Genomic DNA, 22,113 nt, shown 5'->3' with positions numbered 1-22,113 from the left:
AATTTAAAGCTTATTTTTCAATTAAAGCAGGCAATTTATCAATATACATTCTTTGATAATTAAGATCTTTCATAGTGCTTTCTCCTACGAATTTGTATTTCTTAAAATCATTATCAATACTTATTCTATTTCCAATAACAGCATTTACTGCTACCTTAAGCATAGGCTCATTTACATCTCCAAGAACTCCTAGAGTTCTAATATTCTCTATTACTTCAATATCTGGAACTAAACCATTAATATAATCTGATACTCCAGCAGAATTCACAGATTTTAATACTAAAGGCTGAATAGCATAAGTATGTTTTGAGTTAGCATTTTGTCTTCCAAAGTTGGAAGAATCATATAAGGTTACAGAAGCTTGGAATTTCCCAGTAGTAGTTTCCCCAACTTGAACAACATCTATATAAGGAATAAGTCCATTTATCACTAGTTCACTTGCAGATGCAGAACGCTCTGTAGTTATTACATAAACACGACTTAAGTTTAAGCTATTAATAGCTTCTCCAGATTTAATAGAAGTATTAAAATTGTTTAACAATCTTTCTGGAGCTTGACTTTCATAATAAGCCTGATACTCTGCATTCCAAAATTCTTTCATAAATAATTGTCCCGGAAATTGACCTGTGATCATAGAAGCAAGATCTGTTGCAGTTCTTACAGAACCTCCACCATTATAACGTAAATCTAAAATAAGATCTGTAACTCCATCTGCTTTAAATTGTCCAAATGCAGCATTCAATTGTGGGTCATAATCTGCAGTAAAACTATTGTACATTAGATATCCTACTTTTTGCCCCTCTACATCTAGAGTTTTCGCGATAAATACTGGATTTGTATTATAATCGGTAATTTTAGTTAGGTCGTATGTTACATCTAAAGGAGTAATAGTGCTATCATCTAAAGTAGCTAAACCAACAGTAAAAGCATCTGGAGCGAAAACTTGAGTATAATTATCTATAGTTATTTGCTCTCCATTTACTCTATTAATAATATCTCCTCTTTTTAATCCAGAATCTGCAGCTGGAGTATTTGGTAATACATATCTCACATAAGCGAAAACCTCATTACATGAGGCGCAGTAACGCACCAAACCATAAGATAAACCAGAAGTTTTACTAACTCCACTAAAAAGATTCTCTAGTTCTATATAATCATCCACTATAAAGCTAAATCTGTCTTGAGGAGCAACCAGTCCATCATAAAATAAATCTTCAGGAGTAGAATAATTATCTAGGAAGTCATCTTTAGCCTCTTGAGAAGCAAAGTAGTTATTAGCCAAAACAGGAACATCTGCTTTATATAAATAGATTTCGTTCATTCCACGATACACAAAGTTTTCAACGGTTAAATCTTTCGCTGTAGGTTCCACTACTGGTGGCTTTTCGTCGTCTTGATCACTAGAACATGAAGTGATAAATGAGCCAAATAGAAGGGTAAGTAGTACGGTTTTAAAAATTTTCATAGTAGTTTTAATCGTTTTTAATTAAGATTCTAAAAATAGAGACAAATTTGCATTAAATACAAAATTGTTGTTACAAAGTTTGATATAAATCGTCTTAAGTATAAGAGGGGTATAAACCAACCAACCAACTTAATGAATCATCAATCCTTTTTAAGGTTAATAGATCCCGTTAAAGATAAAATGTTTCGTTTGGCATTGCGTTTGCTTGTTTCAAAAGAAGCGGCAGAAGATGCAACCCAGGAAGTGATCTTAAAGCTTTGGAATCGAAAGGATAAGGTCAAGGACTATGCCAATATTGAAGCTTTTATGATATCGGTTACAAAAAACTATTGTTTGGATCAATTAAAAGCGAGGTCTAACAATAATTTAAGAATAATCCATACTAATTATGATAGTAATGAATTATCGGTACATTCTAAGGCAGAGTTAAGTGATGAGCTCGATCAAATAGAAAGGATTGTAGAGATGTTGCCAGAGCAGCAAAAAGTGATCTTTCAGTTACGGGATATTGAAGAATATGATTATAGTGAAATTGCTGAAATCACTAAGATGAGGGAGCCAGCAATACGGGTTACATTGTCTAGGGCAAGGAAAAAAATAAAAGAAGAGTTACTAAAAACGCATCGATATGGAATTAAATGATTTGCGAATTTTATTGCAAAAATATGAAGAGGGAAATACATCTCTTCAGGAAGAACTTGATTTGAAGAAATATTTCAGTTCAAATGAAATTCCTTCAGAATTTATGGCTTACAAACATATTTTCAACTTTAATATTGAATCTAAAAAAATAGCCTATTCCAATAAAATTCAGCTAAAATCTAGCCCGAAAAGAAAATGGGCTTATGCAGGAATAGCTGCCAGTATTCTAATAGTTATGAGTTTTCTATTTTTTAACGATCTAGCGAATAAAAAAATAGAAGATCAAAATTTAGGAACTATCGAAGATCCAGAACAAGCTTATTTAAAAACAAAAGAAACTTTAAAGATGGTTGCAGATGTTTTTAGTGAGGGAAGAGAAGATCTGGAATATTTAAATGAATTCAATAAAACCAAAAACAAATTTATTAAAGAACAATAAAAACCAATACCCATGAAAAAATCAATTTTAGTTATTGCCTTAAGTTTAGTTTCATTAATAGGATATTCTCAGAGTTTTGAGAAATATGAAAACATGAAAGAAGTAGATGCCATGATCATGACCAGTAAAATGTTCAAGCTATTGGCTAAAGTAGATTTAAGTTCTACAGATCCAGAGGCACAACAATATATTAATCTTATTGAGAACTTAAAGGAAATAAGAATGTTCACGAGCTCTGCACCAGGAGTGAGATCTCAAATGCAATCGGATGTTACTTCTTATTTAAGTAAAGGTTCTTTAGAACAATTAATGAGAGTGAATGAAGATGGTAAAAATATTAAGTTTTATTCTAAAGCAGGAAGAAATGACAATTTTGTAAGTGAACTATTTATGTTCATGGATGGAGAAAAAGATGGAAAACCAATTTCAATGATCCTTAGTATCACTGGAGATATAGACCTTACCCAACTTTCTAAATTGGCTACAGATCTAAAAGTTCCTGGAGCTCAAGAATTAAAGAAAGTAAATAAAAAATCTAAAATTTAAATTATGAAAATATTTAAACGTATAGCCCTTTTTTGCGCTGTCATTCTTATAGTTTCTTGTGATAATAATCAAAGTTTACAAGAATATTATGTAGATAATCAAGGCGATAAAGAGTTTGTAGCTGTAGATGTTCCAACAAGTCTTTTTGCTAACACAGAAACCTTATCTGCAAATCAAAAGAAGACCTTAGAAACAGTTAAGAAGATCAATATTTTAGCAATACCTAAAAAAGAAGAAAATCAAACTAAAATAGATGCTGAAAAAACGAAGATAACCAATATCCTAAAAGATGAGAAATATCAACTTCTAATGAAGTATGGAGGAGGAAAATCTAAAATGGCAGTTTATTTTACAGGAACTGATGAAGCTGTAGATGAAATTATAGTTTATGGCGAGGACGAGAAGAAGGGGATGGGAATCGCGAGAGTATTAGGAGATAACATGAATCCATCAGATATTTTACAATTGGTAAGATCTCTTCAAAAAGGAGATATAGATATGGATGGCCTAGAAGGTATTTCTAAGATGTTTGCAAGTGATAAGTTGTAAACTGATTATATCAGAATTAAAAAAGCCCTTGAAAATAAATTTCAAGGGCTTTTTTTTTATTCAAAAATAGGTTTAAATACCTGTGTAATTTTGAGGAGTAATAACTTTTAATTCATTTTTGATCTCTTGAGAAACCTCCAGGGTTTCTATAAAATCTCCCATACTTTGTTTGGTTATAGCGGTGTTGGTTCTGGTTAAACCTTTAAGAGCTTCATATGGATTTGGATAACCTTCCCTTCTTAGAATTGTCTGTATAGCCTCCGCAACAACAGCCCAGTTATTTTCAAGATCTAACTTAATTTTGTCTTCATTTAAAAGAAGTTTATTTAAACCTTTTAATGTAGATTGAAATGCAATAAGTGTGTGCCCTATTGGAACTCCAATATTTCTAAGAACTGTACTATCTGTAAGGTCACGTTGCAATCTACTTACTGGTAATTTAGAAGATAAATGTTCAAAAATAGCATTTGCTATTCCAAGGTTTCCTTCGCTATTTTCAAAATCTATAGGATTTACTTTATGCGGCATAGCAGAAGAACCTACTTCTCCTTTTTTAATACTTTGCTTAAAATAATCCATAGACACATAGGTCCAAAAATCTCGATCTAGATCTATAAGTATTGTATTAATACGTTTTAAGGCATCAAATAATGCTGCCATATGGTCGTAATGCTCTATTTGAGTTGTTGGAAAAGAATGATGTAATCCTAAGGTGTTTTCAACAAAGTTAGAGCCAAATTTTTTCCAATCTATTGTTCCATAAGCAACCTTGTGAGCATTGTAATTTCCTGTAGCACCACCAAATTTGGCTGCATTTGGAATATTTTTTAAAGCTGCTAGTTGTTCATTTAATCTGGTTGTAAAGACTTCCATTTCCTTCCCTAAGCGGGTAGGGGAAGCGGGTTGCCCATGAGTTCTTGCTAGTAAAGGAATATTTGCCCAATCTGCACTTAAGCTTTCTAATTTTTCAATTATTTCTGTAAGTGCTGGAATATACTCATTAGAAATTGCTTCCTTTAAACTTAAAGGAACTGCAGTGTTATTTATGTCTTGAGAGGTAAGTCCAAAATGGATAAATTCTTTAAAAGGACTTAACGAAAGATCTTCGAATTTATCTTTTATAAAATATTCTACTGCTTTTACATCATGATTAGTGGTCTTTTCAATTTCTTTGATGGCCGATGCATCTAGAGATGTGAAATTGTTATAGATATCGCGCAACTTCGGAAAAATTGAAGAATCTACATCTTTTAACTGTGGAAGCGGAATTTCGCACAAGGAGATAAAATATTCAATTTCAACTCGAACCCTATATTTTATTAGAGCTTCCTCACTAAAATAGGCAGATAATTTTTTTGTTTTTTGATGATATCTTCCATCAATTGGAGAAATTGCACTAAGGGGTGTCATTTTAAACAGCTTTTAAAAATTAAGCCTCAAAGGTAAGGCTTCAAAATCTTCTATAGAACTGCTATTCTAATTTCTTTAATATTTTTCTAGCACGGGCTTTATATCCTGCCGAATGAGAGTTGTAATCTTTTATTAAAATTGCTTTTAGATCATCTTTTACCCAGTGATATTCTGAGGAAAGCAGGTACAAAGCCTCCATGCTAAATACTTTTACAGCTACCTTTTCTTGAGATAATAACCAATCAAAACAGATGGGAATGATCTTTTCTTTTTGCTGAAAATTTAATTGTAGATCTGTGTCTTTAATGAAGATTGATATAATTTTAGATAAAGCTCTTCTTCCTGCTTGCCCAGAATAATCTTTAGCTATATCTATCAATACATCTAAAAAAGGAAATAATATGCTTAAGTTTTTCCTAGAAGTAAATTCCAGTGCTGCTAATAGTTTTTCTGAATATTTAAATTCTGAACTGTTCAAAAATCGAATAGCTTCTTGAATCTTATTGGGGTCTTTTAATAATTCTATAGCGAAGTGCTCTCTACTTTTTATACTAAAATCGAGGGAATCAAGTTCCTGGAGTAAATTCATTTTTTATTGATCTAGATTATAGAGAAATAAGTGAATTAACTAGTTCTACCAGTCCTTTCGTAGCCTTTTCAGTAATGATAGTAAGATTTTCAGCAGAAGAAATATTGGGTATTGGATCTATAAAATAAACTGGAATTTCTTTTTTCAGATAATTTAAAAGTGCAGCAGCCGGGTATACTTGCATAGAGCTGCCAACAATAATTAATATATCTGCATCCTCAACAATCTCTACCGCTTTTGCAAACATGGGCACAGCTTCACCAAACCAAACTACATGTGGTCTTAGTTGATGGTGATGTTCGCAAAAATCTCCAAGCTTTAAATCATTTTTCCAATCCATAATTAGATCTGGGTCAAAAGTACTTCGCACTTTTAATAATTCGCCATGAAGATGAACAACTTTGGAGCTCCCTGCGCGCTCGTGTAAGTCGTCTATATTTTGAGTGACTATACTAACTTTATATTTGGTCTCGAGTTTAACTAAGGCTGCGTGAGCCTTATTTGGAGCTACTTGTAATAACTGTCTTCTACGCTGGTTGTAAAAATCTAATACTTTTTCTCTATTTCTTTCCCAACCAATTGGAGAGGCTACTTCCATAATATCATGTCCTTCCCAAAGCCCATCGGAGTCACGAAAGGTTTTAAGTCCGCTTTCTGCGCTTATTCCTGCGCCGGTTAGAACTACGATATGCTGCATTGCTAAAGAGATTAAAAGCTAAATTATCAGATAATTAGGTATTAAGATATAACTTAAAAACAGGAAAGAAAATTATGGACATAAAAAAAACCGATCAGAATTTAAATTCTGATCGGTTTAAGTAGCGAGAACGAGATTTGAACTCGTGACCTCTGGGTTATGAATCCAACGCTCTAACCAACTGAGCTACCTCGCCAAATTATGTATTCAATTGCAAACAAATGGATTAGAAGAACCACTAATAATAATGGGCGTTACAACCTTAAAGTTTGCGGCTGCAAATATAAAAACTATTTGTTTTAGCACAAGTTTTATTTTATTAAACTTTTAATTTGTTTTCTTTCAAGGTTAGCAATTAATATTTATATTGCCCAAAATCTAATTAAAAAAGCATGGAAGATAAAGTTAAGTACGAAATGGAATTTCCAATACAAGCTTCCCCTTCGTTATTATATCAATATATTTCAACACCTTCTGGTCTTAGCGAGTGGTATGCGGACAATGTGAATTCTCGCGGTGAATTTTTTACTTTCATATGGAATGAATCTGAAGAAAAAGCAAAACTTTTAAGTAAGAAAAACGGAGAACGCATTAAATTTAGATGGTTGGAGGATGAAGAAACTCCATATTTTTTCGAAATAAGAATCCAAGTAGATGAGATCACGAAAGATGTTTCTATTATGATCACAGATTTTGCCGAAGATGATGAGGTGGAAGAAGGGAAGATGCTTTGGGAGAACATGATATCAGACTTAAAACAGATCTTAGGTTCATCCTAATTTCTATATTTTAAATAGTACCTTTGCCCCGTTTTATAAATATTACGGGGTTTTTTTATGATAAATATCAATGGAAATTTAGTAGAAGATAAAGATGCAACTATTTCAGTGTTCAATAGAGGGCTGTCTTATGGGGATTCTGTATTTGAAACTTTGAGAGTTATTAATGGTAAGATCATCTTTTGGGAAGATCATTATTTTAGACTAATGTCTTCTATGCGAATTATGCGCATGGAAATACCTGCTAATTTTTCACCTGAATTTTTAGAGGAAGAGATCCTATTGCTGCTTAAAACGAACGAACTCCTAAGCTCCCCAGCGAGGATCCGTTTTACAGTTTTTAGAACAGCTGGTGGATTTTACAGACCAAATACTTTAGATATTGAATATATAGTCACTTCAGAAAAACTTGAAGATCCGTTTTATCTGCTAAATACCGACCCTTACGAAGTAGAATTATTCAAAGATCATTATGTAACCAGCGGACTTCTTTCAACTATTAAATCTAATAATAGGGCGATAAATGTTCTTGGGAGTATTTTCGCGAAAGAGAATGATTACGAGAACTGTTTATTGATCAATGAGAATAAGCAAGTTGTAGAAGCATTAAATGGAAATATCTTTCTGGTGAATGGCAATAAAATTAAAACTCCTCCATTAAAAGATGGAGCTCTTAACGGGATTTCTAGAAAACAAATTCTTTCTGTTGTAAAGAAAATGATGGATCTAGAGATTGAAGAGTCTAGTATCTCGCCATTCGAGCTTCAAAAAGCAGACGAATTATTTATTTCTAATGTAATTGTGGGGATTCAACCAATTTCAAAATATCGCAAAAAGGAGTTTGATAATTCTGTTGCCAAGGAAGTACTTACAAAATTAAATGTAAAAGCTAGGTTAGGTTAATTATAGCTTGGGTTTTCAGGAGAATTGGACCATAAAACGTAATCTCCACCAAGTTCCATCATTTTGTCCTTCCAGAAGGATCTATACGACCTTTCTATAATGTCTTTAGAATCCTGGTGCTCTGTAATTATCCAAGAATTGGAATTTAGTTCCTCTGTAAGTTGTTCTGCATCCCAGCCAGAATAGCCAAGAAAAAAACGAATTTCTTTATCTGTGATCCGATCACTAAGGATAAGCTGTTTTACTGCCTCGAAATTCCCGCCCCAATAAATACCATTGGCAATTTCTATACTTTCAGGGATAAGATCTGGGATCTTATGAATGAAATAGAGATTGTCCTGTTCTACCGGCCCTCCATTGTAAATTTTAAAACTCTTTTTAAGATCTGGAATTAGATCTTTTAGGGTAAAGTCTAAGATCTTATTTAAAATAAATCCAATAGAACCAGATTCAGAGTGTTCTGCTAAAAGAACCACCGATCGATTAAATGAGGTGTCTCCAATAATAGTAGGCTCGGCAACCAATAAGAGACCTTTTTCTGGTTTTAAAGCAATCATAATTCTATACTTTTGATTAAAGCTAAAGATTAATTTAACAATTTCAAATATTTTGTTATATAAATTCAAAAAAAAACTCTCCCGAAGGAGAGTTTTATCTTTTTATAGAAAACTATAACTAGTTAACAGCTTTTTGTAAATCTGCACCCGCTTTAAATTTTACTACATTTTTAGCAGCAATCTTTATAGTGTTACCAGTTTGTGGGTTTCTACCTTCACGAGCAGCTCTTTTAGAAACTGACCAAGAACCGAATCCTACTAAAGAAACACGATCTCCTTTTTTAAGAGAACCTTCAACATTTCCTAAGAATGACTCTAATGCTTTTTTAGCTGCTGCTTTAGAAATACCAGCATGTTCAGCCATTGAATCGATTAAATCTGTTTTGTTCATAATTTCAATTTTAAATTAATTGTTGGTTAAACGTTTGTGTTAATTTGCTCTACAAATTTATGTGGATTTCTCAGCCACGCAAGTAATATCAAGGGAAATGCGAGATTTTGTTAATAACTTGGGTTTATTGTTAATAAATATACTAATTATTTTTAATAATCGGTCATTTCAGTGTGGATAAGGCTTCACAGAACTTTAGCATCAGTTTCAAATTGATACCCATTTAAAAGTTCTTTTGCTTTCATTTTTCGTTTCCCTGGTAACTGAATTTCGTTTATTATTATATATCCATCTTTTACCGCAACTTTTATCTTATTATCCTCTTGAATGATTTTCCCTAGATCTATTTTATGAGATTCTTGTAAGACTTCAATATCAAAAAGCTTAGCATTTAATTCTGCTTCTCCATTTTTAATTACAGTCCAGGCCGCAGGATATGGGTTTAGACCTCTTATAAAATCATAGATTTTAGAAGCGCTTAAAGACCAGTTGATCCGAGTGTTTTCCTTAGTTAATTTAGGAGCATCTTTTAGGTCTTCACTTTCTTTTTGGGAAATAGTTTTAACCTTATCTTGTTTTATAAGATCTAAAGTTTCTACTACCAGTTCTGCTCCCAAGGTCATTAATCTATCATGAAGGCTCCCAACATTATCTTTTTGATCAATTGCTGTTTCCTTTTGCAGGATCATGGCTCCTGTGTCTATTTTTTCATCGATAAAGAAAGTAGAAGCTCCTGTGGTGGTTTCTCCGTTTATTAAAGCCCAGTTAATAGGAGCTGCACCTCTATATTGTGGTAATAAAGAAGCGTGCAAATTAAAGGTTCCAAATTCTGGTAACTTCCAAACAACTGTTGGGAGCATTCTAAAAGCCACAACTACTTGTAAGTTAGCTTGCAGATTTTTTAACTCTTCTAAAAATTCTGGAGATTTTAAATTGGTTGGTTGTAATACAGGTAAGTTGTTAGCAATAGCAAACTCTTTTACAGCACTTTGTTGTAATTTTCTCCCTCTACCAGCTGGTCTATCTGGTGCTGTAATAACGCCTACAACATTAAAATCGGCTTCTATTATATATTTTAAAGTAGTTACGGCAAATTCTGGAGTTCCCATAAATACTATTCTTAGATCTCTCATTAATTTTTTAATTTATATGTATTGGTTGGAGTTATAGAAATTAATTCTTTATCCAACATTAAATCTATCACTTTTAAAATGGCCTTTTCTTGATAAGGAAGTGTGTTTATTATTGTTCTTGAATTTTCATCATTTATCTTTAATAAAGCGATCACATCTTTATATATGCTTCTAATCAACTCCTTTTTAAGATATTTATCTTTCGGCATACATACCGAACAAATTCCACATTTTACAGCATTCTTATCTCCGAAATAGTTTAGTAGTTGCTGACTTCTACATTTTTTATCATTTTCAACATACATTAATAAAGCATCAATTTTTTTAAGCTTACTTATAGATTGATTTTTAATATAATCTGAAAATGGATAAATACTATTTTCATCCTCTCTAGGAACTAAAAATATTATAGATGCATCATTCTGTTGATGCTCAAATTCAATTATTTTATCTTTATTTAAAATATTTAGTATGGATAAAGTTTCCTTCTCTGAAGTTCCGGCTTTTTTACAAATAGAAACTATATTAATTTGAACTTTATTATCAAAAAGACCACCATAAGTTCTTAAAATGGATTTTACTACAGGATCAAATTTCGGATTCTCTTCTAAATAATAGAGCAACTGCTTATTCGAAATAATAAACTGAAGGCTGGTAGCTTTTTGGAATTGTTGAGATAATTTTAATACACTTATTCTATCCAGTAATTGAAGTGTATTATAGGTTTTTATACTATTTAACTGATATTGATGGCAGAAATCTGCGAAATTAAAATCATGAACAGTATTTAATCCTTCTCCATATGCCACTTGAAAATAGGAGGTGAGTTTTTTATAAATTAAAATAGCGAAATTTAAGTCTGGAAGTGAATTTACAAATTGACTTTTTAGAACAGGGATGTCGCTTTTATTTGTAATGATTGTAGCAACAGAAGGATTCCCATCCCTACCTGCTCTCCCAGCTTCCTGGAAATAACTTTCTATGCTTTCTGGTAAATTTAAATGGATAACATGTCTAACATTTGGTTTGTCTATGCCCATTCCAAAAGCGTTAGTGGCCACCATGATCTTAGTTTTTTCTTTTAGCCAGGAATTTAATTGTTTGGTTTTCTCTTTTGAAGATAGTCCGCCATGAAATGCTGCAGCTGAGTATCCATTTTTTATTAAAGATCTGCTTATTTCTAAGGTAGCATTTCTGCTTCTTACATATACAATGGCACTTTCATTACGATCCTGCAGTAATTGATGCATTCTATATTCTTTATCTTCTGTTGTTATAACATTGAAGCGTATATTTTTTCGCTCTAAGGAGTTCTTAAATATAGCAGGATCCTTCAAGTGTAATTGTTCGGCGATATCCTCCACCACTTTATTGGTAGCTGTGGCGGTTACCGCCATAATGGGGGTTTCGGGATGCAATTCCCTTAGAATAGAAACATTTAAATATGCTGGTCTAAAATCATGACCCCATTGGGAAATACAATGAGCTTCATCTATTGCAATTAAATTAACGGGCATTAATTTTATACGTTCTCGTACAAGATCTTGCTGTAAGCGCTCTGGAGAAAGATATAAGAACTTATAATTTCCATAGATGCAATTATCTAAAAGAGTATCTAACTCATTATAAGAGATCCCTCCAGTTATAGCCATTGCTTTAATACCTTTCTCTTGCAAAGCCATTACCTGATCCTCAATTAATGCAACCAAAGGAGATATAATAATGCAAATCCCTTCTTTTTGAAGTGCTGGGATCTGATAACATAATGATTTCCCACCACCAGTAGGAAGAAGCGCAATGATATCTTGATTTTTTTCCGCAGCAATAATAACATCTTCTTGTAAGGATTTAAAAGAAGAATATCCCCAGTACTTAGCTAATATGTCTTTGGCTTGCTGCAAAATTATCCATCTAAGGAATTCATTATAAAGCTACTTCTACTAGAAATACTACCAGTGGGCACTTCTATAGGTTCATAGCCATAAGTAAGGTAAGATTTTTTTAAATGTTCATGAATTTCCAAAGCTTGATCGAAAGATTCATAGCGTTCATTATCACTAGTGTAAATTTCTTTCCAAGGTGGTAACAAGAATATTTTATCGTATTTATGATAATTACAAGCTAATGTAAACTCATCTGGATAATTGGTTCCAAAATAGTCCATATATGCTACTACATCTGGAATTCCACGATCTAAAAAGATGCGTTCTTTAGAAAGTTGGACCGCTTCATGATGCTGATTTATTCTAGCTTCTAGCAATTTCTCACTGAACAAAAGAGGCTGCTCTAAAAAGAGCTGCTCAATTCCTTGTTTCTGAGCTTCTATTGTTATTTGTCTGGATACTTCATGTAGACAATAATGCCCTTGAGATTCCAAGTAATTTATAATAGAAGATTTTCCTGTACCGGGACCGCCGGTAATAACTATTTTTTTATTTTGCACGATACAAATTTCGGGATTTGTAATCGATAAAAAAAATGAATCATTACTCGTATATTTGCAGAGTAGGAATGAAAATAAATTATGGAGTCAGATAAAAACTCAGAAGAATTTTACGATAAATTAAGAATCCAATTAGAAGATACAAGTGCTTGGCCATCAGTGTATTTGTATAAATTCATTGTGCTTACAAATAAATCCAAGATCATTCAGATTCATGCGATTTTTGACAATATGGGAGCAGTAATTAATACTAAAGAGTCTAAAAATGGCAAGTATACCAGCGTTTCTGTAAATGTGAAAATGGCAGATCCTAACGCAGTTATAGCAAAATACAAGCGAGTAGGTAAGGAAGTAGATGGAGTAATTTCCCTATAATCCTTAAATCATCCTAAATTGTGCTATTTAATTGTTTTCCAGCATAGGGAGGTTGAATAATATTTAGTATTTTGCAATCGGTATAATTTTCTACCAAATTAGTTATCACCAATAAATTTCAATTTTGACGTACGAATTAGAATATAACTCTGAAAGGAGCAAGTTGATCATTCCAGAATATGGTCGGCATTTACAAAAAATGGTTGAACATGCAGTTGCCATTGAAGATGAAGAGGAGCGCAATAAAGTAGCAAAATCTATTATTGCCGTAATGGGAAATATGAACCCTCACTTAAGGGATGTTCCAGATTTTCAGCATAAATTATGGGATCAATTATTTATAATAAGTGATTTTAAATTAGATGTAGATTCTCCATTTCCAAAGCCTTCCAGAGAAGTTTTAGAAGAGCATCCAGAACCAATGCCTTATCCTCAAAATTTTCCAAAATATCGTTTTTACGGAAACAATATTAAAAGAATGATAGATGAGGCTGTAAAGTGGGAAAGTGGCGAATTACGCGATGCTTTAGAATATGCTATTGCCAATCATATGAAAAAATCATATTTAAATTGGAATAGAGAGACGGTAGACGACGATGTGATCTTTAATCACTTAAAGGAATTAAGTGATGGAAAGATTAATTTAAAGAATAGTGAAGAAGACCTTAGTGAAGCTGCAAGCTTGCTTAGAGGAAATAAAAAATACAGCAATACGCCTAAGAAACCTGTTAGTAACAGAAATCCACGCGGACGTAAACGCTACTAAAAAATCATAATTTTATGGGTACTTTTCAAATTGAGGGTGGTCATTCCTTAAGTGGAAACATACAACCTCAAGGCGCCAAAAATGAGGCGCTTCAAATTCTTTGTGCAGTTCTATTAACTCCGGAAAAAGTTATAATAAACAACATTCCAGATATAATAGATGTTAATAAGCTAATTAAGCTTCTAGGGAATTTAGGAGTTAAAATTGAAAAACTTGGAAAAGGTAAATACAGTTTTCAAAGTGATGCTATAGATCTGGAATATCTAGAGAGTGATGCTTTTAAGAATGAGGGAAGTGGTCTTCGTGGTTCCATAATGATCGTTGGACCCTTATTAGGGAGATTTGGAAAAGGATATATTCCTAGACCAGGTGGTGATAAAATAGGAAGAAGAAGATTAGATACTCATTTTGACGGTTTCGTGAAACTAGGAGCTAAGTTTAGATATAATAAGGAAGAGCGTTTTTATGGAGTGGAAGCTCCAAATGGTCTTACTGGGAATTATATGTTATTGGAGGAAGCTTCTGTAACAGGGACTGCAAATATTCTTATGGCTGCAGTTTGGGCTAAGGGAAAAACCACTATTTATAATGCGGCATGCGAACCATACCTTCAGCAATTATGTAAAATGCTGAATTCTATGGGAGCTAAAATTGAAGGAGTAGGCTCTAATCTTTTAACTATTGAAGGGGTAGAGAGCTTTACTGGATGTGAGCATACTATTTTACCAGATATGATTGAGATTGGGTCATGGATTGGCCTAGCAGCAATGACTAAAAGTGAGATCACTATTAAAAATGTTAGTTGGGAAAACCTAGGATTAATACCTACTACATTTGAAAAACTGGGAATTACTATTGAAAAAAGAGGGGATGATATTTTCGTTCCTGCACATAAGGACGGCTATGAAGTTCAAAATTTTATAGATGGTTCTATTATGAATATTAGTGATGCGCCTTGGCCTGGATTTACCCCAGATCTTTTAAGTATTCTCTTGGTAGTAGCAACACAAGCCAGGGGAAGTATTCTTATTCATCAAAAGATGTTTGAAAGCAGATTGTTCTTTGTAGATAAACTAATAGATATGGGAGCAAAGATTATCCTTTGTGATCCTCATAGAGCTGTTGTAATAGGACACGATTTTAAATCTAGTTTAAGAGCTACTACGATGACTTCTCCAGATATTAGAGCTGGTGTATCTTTATTGATCGCTGCAATGTCTGCAAACGGCACATCTACTATTCATAATATTGAACAGATAGACAGAGGTTACGAAAATATAGATGAAAGACTTCGTGCGATTGGTGCTAAGATCACCAGAGTAGATTAAATAGGTTACTTATTGAAACATAAAAAAGCCAGATAAATATTTATCTGGCTTTTATAGTTATAAGGTTAAATTATTAAGATTTATCCTGAAGGGAATGCTCTTTATATCCAAACAGTTTTTGATCTTTTATCATGCTTGCAGTACGCTCTGGCAACATATTTTCCCAGCCCGTTTTACCTTCATTAATCATTTGTAGGATCTCTCTAGAGAACACATCTAATATATCTGGATTATAGCCTTCAATATCTACCACTTTCCCGTTATATTTAAAGAATTTAAATAATTCCTTCATACGAGGGTGTACTTTTAGATTCTCACTTGTAATGATCTCACCTGTTTCAGGATCCTTAAGAGGGTAGAGGTAAACTTTAAGGTCTTTAAAGAATAATTTACCAAAAGCCTCCAAAATTCCTCCACTTAAGTGGCGATAGTATTTTTCATCAAAAATATCGATCAGGTTATTCACTCCCATTGCAAGCCCCATTCTTTCTTTGGTATACCTAGAGAAATATTCAACAACTCTATAGTATTCCTGGAAATTAGAGATCATTACGGTTTGCCCTAAGGAGCAAAGTAATTCTGCACGATCCATAAAGTCTCTCTCATCGATCTCACCTTCCGCTCGTAAATTAGAAAGGGTGATTTCGAAAATAACCTCTGTGTTTTCTTCTTCAACTTTATTTTCTTGTATAAAAAGTTCTAATGACCTTTTATACATATCCATATTTACATTAGTAACAGGTCTAAAACTTCCTCTTAAAGCTAGAATATTCTTTTTGTAAAGTATTCTGGCCGGGAGAATATTGTTACCGTCTGGTGCAAACATCACCGCATCGGTCATGCCATTTTTCACCAATTGAAGACTCATTAATCTATTATCTACTTTTTCAAATCTTGGCCCTGAAAAGTTGATGGTATCTATTTCAATTTGATCTTTATCTATATGATCATAAAGATATCGAAGTAATTTTTTAGGATTATCGTACTTGTAATATGCCCCATAAATAAGGTTAACTCCTAAAATTCCTAAAGTATTTTGCTGAAGTCTAGCATCATTTTCATGAAAACGTATATGTAGACTTATTTCATTATATTCTTCATTTGGATCTACTTGGTAACGAATACCTATCCATCCATGCCCTTTATACTTCTTAGCAAAATCTATAGTTGCCACAGTGTTGGCATAACTAAAGAATAATTTATTTGGATGTTTTTCCCTAGAGATCCTATCTTCAATTAAATTGATCTCATAAGAAAGCATTTTCTTTAACCTGGCTTCAGTAACATATCTTTTATCGTCTTCTACACCATAAATAGCATCACTAAAATCTTTATCGTATGCACTCATCGCCTTTGCAATAGTACCTGAAGCTCCACCAGCCCTAAAGAAATTCCTTACAGTCTCTTGTCCTGCACCTATTTCAGCAAATGTGCCGTAAATATTTTCATTTAGGTTTATTCGTAAAGCTTTACTTTTAATTGAAGGAACGTTTTCAAACTCACGGTCCCCCATAATGGTAATGGGCATAGTTTTATCTTTTTAAGAAAAGGGTTGCTGGGAGCAAAGGTAGTAAAACAGAAGCCTGTAGAAAAAAAATTATACTTACTTTTGTCTTAAAATAACAGGCTTGCAAATTACATTTTTAGGTACAGGAACTTCACAAGGAATCCCAGTTATTGGAAGCGAACATCCAGTTTGTTTAAGTACCGATCTAAAAGATAAACGATTAAGAGTTTCTGTTCTTATAGAATGGGAGGGTTCTACCATTTTAATTGACTGTGGGCCAGATTTTAGAACCCAAATGTTAACTAATAAGGTGGTAAAACTGGATGCTATTCTATTTACTCACGAACATAACGATCATACTGCTGGCTTAGATGATATTCGTCCATTTTTCTTTAAACAAGGTGATATTCCAATTTTCGCACATTCCAGAGTTTTAAATAATCTGCATAAGAGATTTGAGTATATTTTAAACGAAAACGATAAATATCCAGGGGCACCGAGTGTCCAGATAAATGAAATTGAGAATAAAGTTTTTTATTTTAAAAAACTGCCTATTATACCTATTAACGCTATGCATAATAGGCTACAAGTATTTGGATATAGGTTGAATGATTTTGCATATTTAACCGATGTTAAAACAATAGAGCCAGAGGAAATAGAGAAACTTGAAGGAGTAAAGGTGTTGGTGATAAATGCACTTAGAAAAGAACCACATCATTCTCATTTTAATTTAGACGAAGCTTTGGCATTTATTGCTGAAGTAAACCCAGAGCAAGCTTACCTAACCCATATAAGCCATTTGTTCGGATTTCATGAAGAGATCCAAGCAACGTTGCCTAAAAATGTATTTTTGGCATACGACAACTTAAAAATCACTATTTAATGCGAAGTAAAATAATTTCTTATCTATTAATATTCATGTTTTTATTCACGATATTCATTTATGTGAATGATAAGAAGATCCTTGATGCAAAAGAGGAAAAAATAGAAAAATTTCAGGAGAGAGTTACGGAACTAGAGAAAGAGAAAGAGCAATTAGAACGCGAGAACTTGAATTTAAATTACTTTTCTCTTGCTGAAAATGAAGAAGCTATTTCTTATTTTGAGCGCTCTGGTATAGATTCCAAAGAACTTTCTCAAGCTATTGAAGATGAAATTATAGGAAGGAACAGAGCAGCTAAAGATAACGACCTAGTTCCTTTTGCAGGAATGGAAGGCAATATGCGTATTAATAAAGTAAAGATCTTAAATCACAAATGGATCATTGCAGATTTTACTGATGGTACTTATTGGGGAGAGATCCTTATTTCTTATGAGTTGGATGAAAACAAGAATTTAATTATGAATACCGATAAATCCTTTCTTTATCCGCAAGATTAAAGACGATCTTCTAACCATTTTTTAAGTTCAGAAAAATTTTGAGGATGCACTCCGTGTCCTACTGGGAATTCAGAATAGGTATGTTTAATTCCTAATTCCTTTAATAATTCTGGTGCTTTTCTTGCCCAAGAAACCGGGATTACCTGATCTTGACTACCGTGTGAAGCATAAATAGAAAGCCTGGAAAAATCATTTCCCTTAAACCTTGGAGTAATTATTTCAGTATTTATATATCCGCTTAATGCGATTACATTTTTCACTTTAGAAGGCTCACTCAATGCAACCGCATAACTCAATATTGTTCCCTGACTAAATCCCAATAGCGTTAGATTCTCTTTATCCACCGGATAGTTTTCTATCACTTCATCAATAAAATTAGAAATAGCAATTCGGGATTCTTTTGCTTGTTCATTGTCGCTAAATTTCCCTTGAACTGCATCAAAATTTATAGCATACCATGCATTTCCTTGAGGTTGTAGTTGATAAGGCGCTCTTGCAGAAATTATTAATAATTCTTTTGGTAATTCGCTGGCAAACGAAAATAGATCATTTTCGTCGCTACCATATCCGTGCAACATTATTAATACTGGAGCATTACCAGAAGTTATAGAGGAAGGTCTTACCAGATGTGTGAGAGAAAGGGGTATTGTAGTCATTTTTTAATTTACTGTGCTAAACCATTTTTGAAATTGCGCTCCTAATAACGGAACTTCTTTTTGTTCTCCTTGAATTGCAGTAACTAAACCATATCCCCAAAGAATTATAATAAAGATCCAGAAAGAATAAGAAACCATCCAACTATCAAAAATACTTACAAAAGCTCCTAAAACAAAATAGGTTATATGGATTCCCAGGGCTTGTCTAATATGAAAACTAGCGAAACTATTTTTAGTATCGTTGTTCATAAAGTATGCTATGATAGTTCCAATAATTGTTAGATATGCTACAATTGCTGCAGATTTTCCGTTTTCGATGGTGTTATTCATGATTATATATTTTTTTTTGATCGATGAATTACAAAAATATGCAATTAACCTATACTTGGCATGATAGATCTGGCTCCATTTATAATTCCATAAACCTTTCCTTTCATCTTAAAATCTAGGAACATACTGTTTTTGGAACTAGAATGTATGTCTTCTTTATGGAAAGAACTTTGAACTTCAGGATCAAAGAGGGTAAAATTGGCTTGAACCCCTTCTTTAATTTCTAATTCTGGAAGTTTAAAACGAGCTCTTCCTTTGGTTAATATACTTATAGTCTCATCTAAACTGAAGATTGAAGAAAGTGCGCCAAAAGCTGTTTCTAAACCAATAGTACCGTATAAAGCATGTTCAAATTCCACTTTTTTATGTTCAACATCAATAGGAGTATGATCTGAAGTGACCATATCTATAGTTCCATCCAACACTCCTTTTCGTAAAGCTTTTATATCTGCCTTGGTTCTCAAAGGAGGTAATACTTTGAAGCGAGTATCAAATTCTACCAATTCATCATCAGTAAAGATCAAATTATGTATTGCTACACTACAACTTACATCTAAACCTCTTTTCTTAGCATCCTTGATTAATTTTACCGATTTTTCTGTAGAAATGGTTGGAATATGTAATTTTCCGCCAGTATATTCTAAAATATAAAGATCTCTAATTATTTGTAATTCCTCTGCTAAAGCAGGGATTCCATTTAAACCAAGAGAGGTGCTATTAATATTTTCATTCACTAATCCATAACCGGCAATTTGATCATCCTGCGGAAAAGATTGTACAAGTCCATCAAAATTTTGAGCATAAAGTAAGGAAAGCTTTAAAAGATTTGGATGAGCGATGGACTTTTTATAATCTCCAAATGCAATTGCTCCAGCTTGATGCATGTCATATAATTCCGCCAGATCTTTTCCTTCAGATCTATTGGTTAGGGCACCAATTGTGAATATTTGTACAGCATTATTTTCAGCTTTAGATTTTACTGAAGTTATACTACTATTATTATCTAATACCGGGTAGGTTCCGGGGTTAAGAGCAATTTGAGTGAATCCGCTTTTTCCCGCAACACAAAGTCCGTTTATAATGGTTTCTCGTTCTTCGTATCCCGGTTCGCCAAAACTCACACTGCTATCAAACCAACCTTTAGAAACATGAAGATTTTTTAGATCGATCTCCTTATCTACTTCCATAATTTTTAGAGAAGCACCAATCTTTTTAATTATTCCTCCTTCAATTAAAATATCTACCTTTTTTTGATGGTATTTAGAGCCTGGGTCTATTATCTTGGCAGCTTTTAGGAGTAGCTTCATTTAAAATATTTTAGAAGTAATGTTTCAATTATTAAAAATAACAGAGCAAAAGTAACAAACCATTTCCAAAAAGCATTCTTTTCAGTTGCATAGCCTTCAGAAATAAAAAATTCCTTTAGATCCTGTAACTGTTGGACATTTTTATTGCTACCCAATTCATCATATACCATCTTACTTTCCTCTCTGGAAACATTATAACTAATGGCCATTTGTGGAGTATCTCTTAATTCTACAGAATAATTATCTGGGTTTTGAGGCAATTCGTTAGTGGTAATCTCTATTTTTCCATCAAAACTTCTTTGTTGGGGAATAAAAGATATTTTGCCTGAATTTAATTTTACGATCTCGTCATTAGAAACCGGTATTGGTAAGCTTATCTTATTTTCCATTCCTAAATAGTTGTAGAGAGCTGGAGGATTAATTGTTGAAATAGCCATCTTGTAAAAAGTGGGAACTACCAGAGGCGACTGAATGAAATTTGAATTTTTTGAATTTAATGGTGCAGAAAATATAAATGAATTTCCTTTTTGCATTAAAAATGATTGGTTATCCTGAAGCGTTAAAATAGTATTAGAACCAGAGCCTAAATTATAATTGAACTGCACTTTTGGGAATTCAAAATTTTTAACCTGCTTATCAAATACACCTTTATATAATGGATGTTGAAATTTTATACTTGTTATAAATTTCTCTTGTTCCTGAAATTGGTTAAAACCTGAAATTCCAAGTTTCTTTAAAAAATTGATAAAATTTGATCCCAATCTTTCTGCGGATGGGATGATAATAAAAACTTTGTTTTTCGAATTTAATTTGAAAAGGGTGGAAGCTAAAACCTCATTTAGTTCTGGAATTTCATTTATAATGATAACATCTGCATCATTTAGAGAATTGTAATTAATGGAAGTATCTAAAAAACTGGAATAATTAAATTCTGGAGCTGTATAAATGCGTTTTAAGAAATCACTCTGCACCCCATTAATACTACACACCTTGATAGCTTGAGTCTTGTTTAAGGAGAAATAGAGGGTGTTGTCAAATAAGAGTCCGTTATCATCAATTTGGATCTTGCCCTGTAGGATTTCCAATTCATTTATTGGAAAACTAAGATTTACTTTAGAGTTTGGCTCCAAGTTAGCGCTCGTTTTACCTAATAATTTATCATTATTGTAAAGTGAAACAGATGAAGTTTGAGAGTTGTTGTCAGAACTACTAAGGGTAACATTTAGGATCATGGAATCCATTGTCTCAGAAGAGAGAAATGCAGTATCTATTTGTATATTCTGTTTTCTCTCCGGAAATTGCTGATAGGTAAAAATATCAATCTTTGGATCTGAATTCTCTCTTATGAACCCGAAATTTTGTTGAAAATCAGAAATCAACAGGAATTTCTTTATTGTATTAGTGTCTTTAGAAAAACTACTTGTTGCTTTTAATAATGCAGTTTTAAAATCTAATCGATCTCCAGTATATTTTATATTTTGTAGATCTTCTTTAGTTAGATTTTTATACTCTTCAGAATTAGTGAATAAGTTAATGTTCTTATTGGAAAATTCATTCTCTAATAATTCCTGTACACTACGCTCTAATAGTTTCCCTTTTTTTCCTTTTGCTTCCATGCTGTACGAATTATCTAGAAAAATAACAGTTTCTACATTTTTAGAATTTGGGATATTTGAAGGAAAATAGGGTTGAGAAAACGCAAAAATGATAGAGGCAAGCGCAAATAACCTAGTAGTAAGTACCAACCATTTTTTTATCCTTGAGCTTTTACGGGTTTGAAGGCTTAGTTGCTTCAAAAATTTTACGTTGGTAAAATATTCGGTTTGAAATTTTCTAAGTTGAAATAAATGAACAAGTATAGGAATAATCAGCAGTACAAGCGCGTATAAAACCTCTGGGTGATAAAACTGCATGAATATTT

At 32.8% G+C, this 22,113-nt stretch carries 25 protein-coding genes and 1 tRNA gene; 11 read left to right on the top strand and 15 right to left on the bottom strand.

Going from position 1 to position 22,113, the window contains the following annotated elements; genetic code table 11:
• Window positions 1–10 precede the first annotated feature (10 nt).
• Window positions 11–1,465, bottom strand: coding sequence for a S41 family peptidase (locus BC962_RS07585; protein WP_121345396.1), 1,455 nt, complete (start codon window positions 1,463–1,465; stop codon window positions 11–13).
• Between the two features lie 132 nt (window positions 1,466–1,597).
• Here BC962_RS07585 and BC962_RS07580 point away from each other — a divergent pair, with 132 nt between their 5' ends.
• The 4 genes from BC962_RS07580 to BC962_RS07565 are packed head-to-tail and all read left to right on the top strand — an operon-like array spanning window position 1,598 to window position 3,641.
• A complete protein-coding gene (locus tag BC962_RS07580) occupies window positions 1,598–2,107 on the top strand; it encodes an RNA polymerase sigma factor (RefSeq protein WP_121345395.1) in 510 nt (169 codons plus the stop codon).
• Window positions 2,094–2,546: a hypothetical protein gene (locus BC962_RS07575; RefSeq protein WP_121345394.1), complete on the top strand. Its 453-nt coding sequence runs from the start codon at window positions 2,094–2,096 to the stop codon at window positions 2,544–2,546. The genes BC962_RS07580 and BC962_RS07575 overlap by 14 nt, the downstream gene beginning before the upstream one ends.
• A 12-nt stretch (window positions 2,547–2,558) precedes the next feature.
• Window positions 2,559–3,092, top strand: a complete 534-nt coding sequence (locus BC962_RS07570; protein ID WP_121345393.1) for a DUF4252 domain-containing protein — start codon at window positions 2,559–2,561, stop codon at window positions 3,090–3,092.
• A 3-nt stretch (window positions 3,093–3,095) separates the two neighbouring features.
• Window positions 3,096–3,641, top strand: a complete 546-nt coding sequence (locus tag BC962_RS07565; RefSeq protein WP_121345392.1) for a DUF4252 domain-containing protein — start codon at window positions 3,096–3,098, stop codon at window positions 3,639–3,641.
• A gap of 72 nt (window positions 3,642–3,713) precedes the next feature.
• On the opposite strand, the gene purB is transcribed toward BC962_RS07565, so the two are convergent.
• From purB to BC962_RS07545, 4 genes are all read right to left on the bottom strand, one after another.
• Window positions 3,714–5,051, bottom strand: coding sequence for an adenylosuccinate lyase (gene purB, locus BC962_RS07560; protein ID WP_183075465.1), 1,338 nt, complete (start codon window positions 5,049–5,051; stop codon window positions 3,714–3,716).
• 61 nt (window positions 5,052–5,112) lie between these two features.
• Window positions 5,113–5,640 (bottom strand): hypothetical protein, encoded by a 528-nt coding sequence (locus tag BC962_RS07555; protein WP_121345390.1) that lies wholly within the window; start codon window positions 5,638–5,640, stop codon window positions 5,113–5,115.
• Window positions 5,641–5,656: 16 nt separating this feature from the next.
• On the bottom strand, window positions 5,657–6,337 hold the full coding sequence (locus BC962_RS07550; RefSeq protein WP_121345389.1) for an SIR2 family NAD-dependent protein deacylase: 681 nt from the start codon (window positions 6,335–6,337) through the stop codon (window positions 5,657–5,659).
• Between the two features lie 122 nt (window positions 6,338–6,459).
• Window positions 6,460–6,533, bottom strand: a tRNA-Met gene (locus BC962_RS07545).
• Window positions 6,534–6,729: 196 nt separating this feature from the next.
• On the opposite strand from BC962_RS07545, the gene BC962_RS07540 reads away from it, so the two are divergent.
• Both BC962_RS07540 and BC962_RS07535 read left to right on the top strand, forming a co-directional pair.
• Window positions 6,730–7,116 (top strand): START-like domain-containing protein, encoded by a 387-nt coding sequence (locus BC962_RS07540; protein WP_121345388.1) that lies wholly within the window; start codon window positions 6,730–6,732, stop codon window positions 7,114–7,116.
• Window positions 7,117–7,173: 57 nt separating this feature from the next.
• Window positions 7,174–8,019 (top strand): aminotransferase class IV, encoded by an 846-nt coding sequence (locus tag BC962_RS07535; RefSeq protein ID WP_121345387.1) that lies wholly within the window; start codon window positions 7,174–7,176, stop codon window positions 8,017–8,019.
• Here the strand turns inward: BC962_RS07535 and BC962_RS07530 are convergent.
• The 5 genes from BC962_RS07530 to BC962_RS07510 all read right to left on the bottom strand — a co-directional run bounded on the left by BC962_RS07530 (window position 8,016) and on the right by BC962_RS07510 (window position 12,543).
• Entirely contained in the window at window positions 8,016–8,576 is a 561-nt protein-coding gene (locus BC962_RS07530; protein WP_121345386.1) for a YqgE/AlgH family protein, read from the bottom strand. The genes BC962_RS07535 and BC962_RS07530 overlap by 4 nt on opposite strands.
• A 118-nt stretch (window positions 8,577–8,694) precedes the next feature.
• Window positions 8,695–8,967, bottom strand: a complete 273-nt coding sequence (locus BC962_RS07525) for an HU family DNA-binding protein (protein WP_026838369.1) — start codon at window positions 8,965–8,967, stop codon at window positions 8,695–8,697.
• A gap of 185 nt (window positions 8,968–9,152) precedes the next feature.
• On the bottom strand, window positions 9,153–10,100 hold the full coding sequence (gene fmt, locus BC962_RS07520) for a methionyl-tRNA formyltransferase (RefSeq protein ID WP_121345385.1): 948 nt from the start codon (window positions 10,098–10,100) through the stop codon (window positions 9,153–9,155).
• Window positions 10,100–12,001: a RecQ family ATP-dependent DNA helicase gene (locus BC962_RS07515; RefSeq protein ID WP_121345384.1), complete on the bottom strand. Its 1,902-nt coding sequence runs from the start codon at window positions 11,999–12,001 to the stop codon at window positions 10,100–10,102. The genes fmt and BC962_RS07515 overlap by 1 nt, the downstream gene beginning before the upstream one ends.
• A gap of 2 nt (window positions 12,002–12,003) precedes the next feature.
• Window positions 12,004–12,543: an AAA family ATPase gene (locus BC962_RS07510; RefSeq protein ID WP_121345383.1), complete on the bottom strand. Its 540-nt coding sequence runs from the start codon at window positions 12,541–12,543 to the stop codon at window positions 12,004–12,006.
• 81 nt (window positions 12,544–12,624) lie between these two features.
• Between BC962_RS07510 and BC962_RS07505 the strand changes: the two genes are divergently transcribed.
• The 3 genes from BC962_RS07505 (at window position 12,625) to murA (ending at window position 15,012) form a co-directional block, all read left to right on the top strand.
• Window positions 12,625–12,918, top strand: a complete 294-nt coding sequence (locus BC962_RS07505; RefSeq protein WP_121345382.1) for a DUF493 family protein — start codon at window positions 12,625–12,627, stop codon at window positions 12,916–12,918.
• 124 nt (window positions 12,919–13,042) lie between these two features.
• On the top strand, window positions 13,043–13,684 hold the full coding sequence (locus BC962_RS07500; RefSeq protein ID WP_034922113.1) for a DUF4290 domain-containing protein: 642 nt from the start codon (window positions 13,043–13,045) through the stop codon (window positions 13,682–13,684).
• A 14-nt stretch (window positions 13,685–13,698) separates the two neighbouring features.
• On the top strand, window positions 13,699–15,012 hold the full coding sequence (gene murA / locus BC962_RS07495) for a UDP-N-acetylglucosamine 1-carboxyvinyltransferase (RefSeq protein ID WP_121345381.1): 1,314 nt from the start codon (window positions 13,699–13,701) through the stop codon (window positions 15,010–15,012).
• A 73-nt stretch (window positions 15,013–15,085) separates the two neighbouring features.
• Here the strand turns inward: murA and BC962_RS07490 are convergent, their stop codons facing one another.
• Complete coding sequence (locus BC962_RS07490) at window positions 15,086–16,540, bottom strand: TonB-dependent receptor (RefSeq protein ID WP_121345380.1); 1,455 nt, start codon at window positions 16,538–16,540, stop codon at window positions 15,086–15,088.
• Window positions 16,541–16,640: 100 nt separating this feature from the next.
• Here BC962_RS07490 and BC962_RS07485 point away from each other — a divergent pair, with 100 nt between their 5' ends.
• On the top strand, window positions 16,641–17,402 hold the full coding sequence (locus BC962_RS07485) for an MBL fold metallo-hydrolase (RefSeq protein ID WP_121345379.1): 762 nt from the start codon (window positions 16,641–16,643) through the stop codon (window positions 17,400–17,402).
• Window positions 17,402–17,899 carry a hypothetical protein gene (locus BC962_RS07480; RefSeq protein WP_121345378.1) on the top strand — a complete coding sequence of 166 codons (498 nt, stop codon included), beginning with the start codon at window positions 17,402–17,404 and terminating at the stop codon, window positions 17,897–17,899. The genes BC962_RS07485 and BC962_RS07480 overlap by 1 nt, the downstream gene beginning before the upstream one ends.
• Here BC962_RS07480 and BC962_RS07475 read toward each other — a convergent pair.
• Genes BC962_RS07475 through BC962_RS07460 form a run of 4 tightly spaced genes read right to left on the bottom strand, consistent with a single transcriptional unit; the run spans window position 17,896 to window position 22,105 of the window.
• Window positions 17,896–18,555: an alpha/beta hydrolase gene (locus BC962_RS07475; protein ID WP_121345377.1), complete on the bottom strand. Its 660-nt coding sequence runs from the start codon at window positions 18,553–18,555 to the stop codon at window positions 17,896–17,898. The two genes, BC962_RS07480 and BC962_RS07475, sit on opposite strands and share 4 nt — an antisense overlap.
• A gap of 3 nt (window positions 18,556–18,558) precedes the next feature.
• Window positions 18,559–18,885, bottom strand: a complete 327-nt coding sequence (locus BC962_RS07470) for a hypothetical protein (RefSeq protein ID WP_121345376.1) — start codon at window positions 18,883–18,885, stop codon at window positions 18,559–18,561.
• A 44-nt stretch (window positions 18,886–18,929) separates the two neighbouring features.
• A complete protein-coding gene (locus tag BC962_RS07465; protein ID WP_121345375.1) occupies window positions 18,930–20,192 on the bottom strand; it encodes a dihydroorotase in 1,263 nt (420 codons plus the stop codon).
• A complete protein-coding gene (locus BC962_RS07460) occupies window positions 20,189–22,105 on the bottom strand; it encodes a BatA domain-containing protein (RefSeq protein ID WP_121345374.1) in 1,917 nt (638 codons plus the stop codon). Before BC962_RS07460 ends, BC962_RS07465 begins: the two co-directional genes overlap by 4 nt.
• Window positions 22,106–22,113 lie beyond the last annotated feature (8 nt).

This window comes from Gillisia mitskevichiae (assembly GCF_003634585.1).
Classification (GTDB): domain Bacteria; phylum Bacteroidota; class Bacteroidia; order Flavobacteriales; family Flavobacteriaceae; genus Gillisia; species Gillisia mitskevichiae.
The sequence above is the reverse complement of the archived record's forward strand: the minus strand, read 5'-3'. Positions and strand labels throughout refer to the sequence as shown.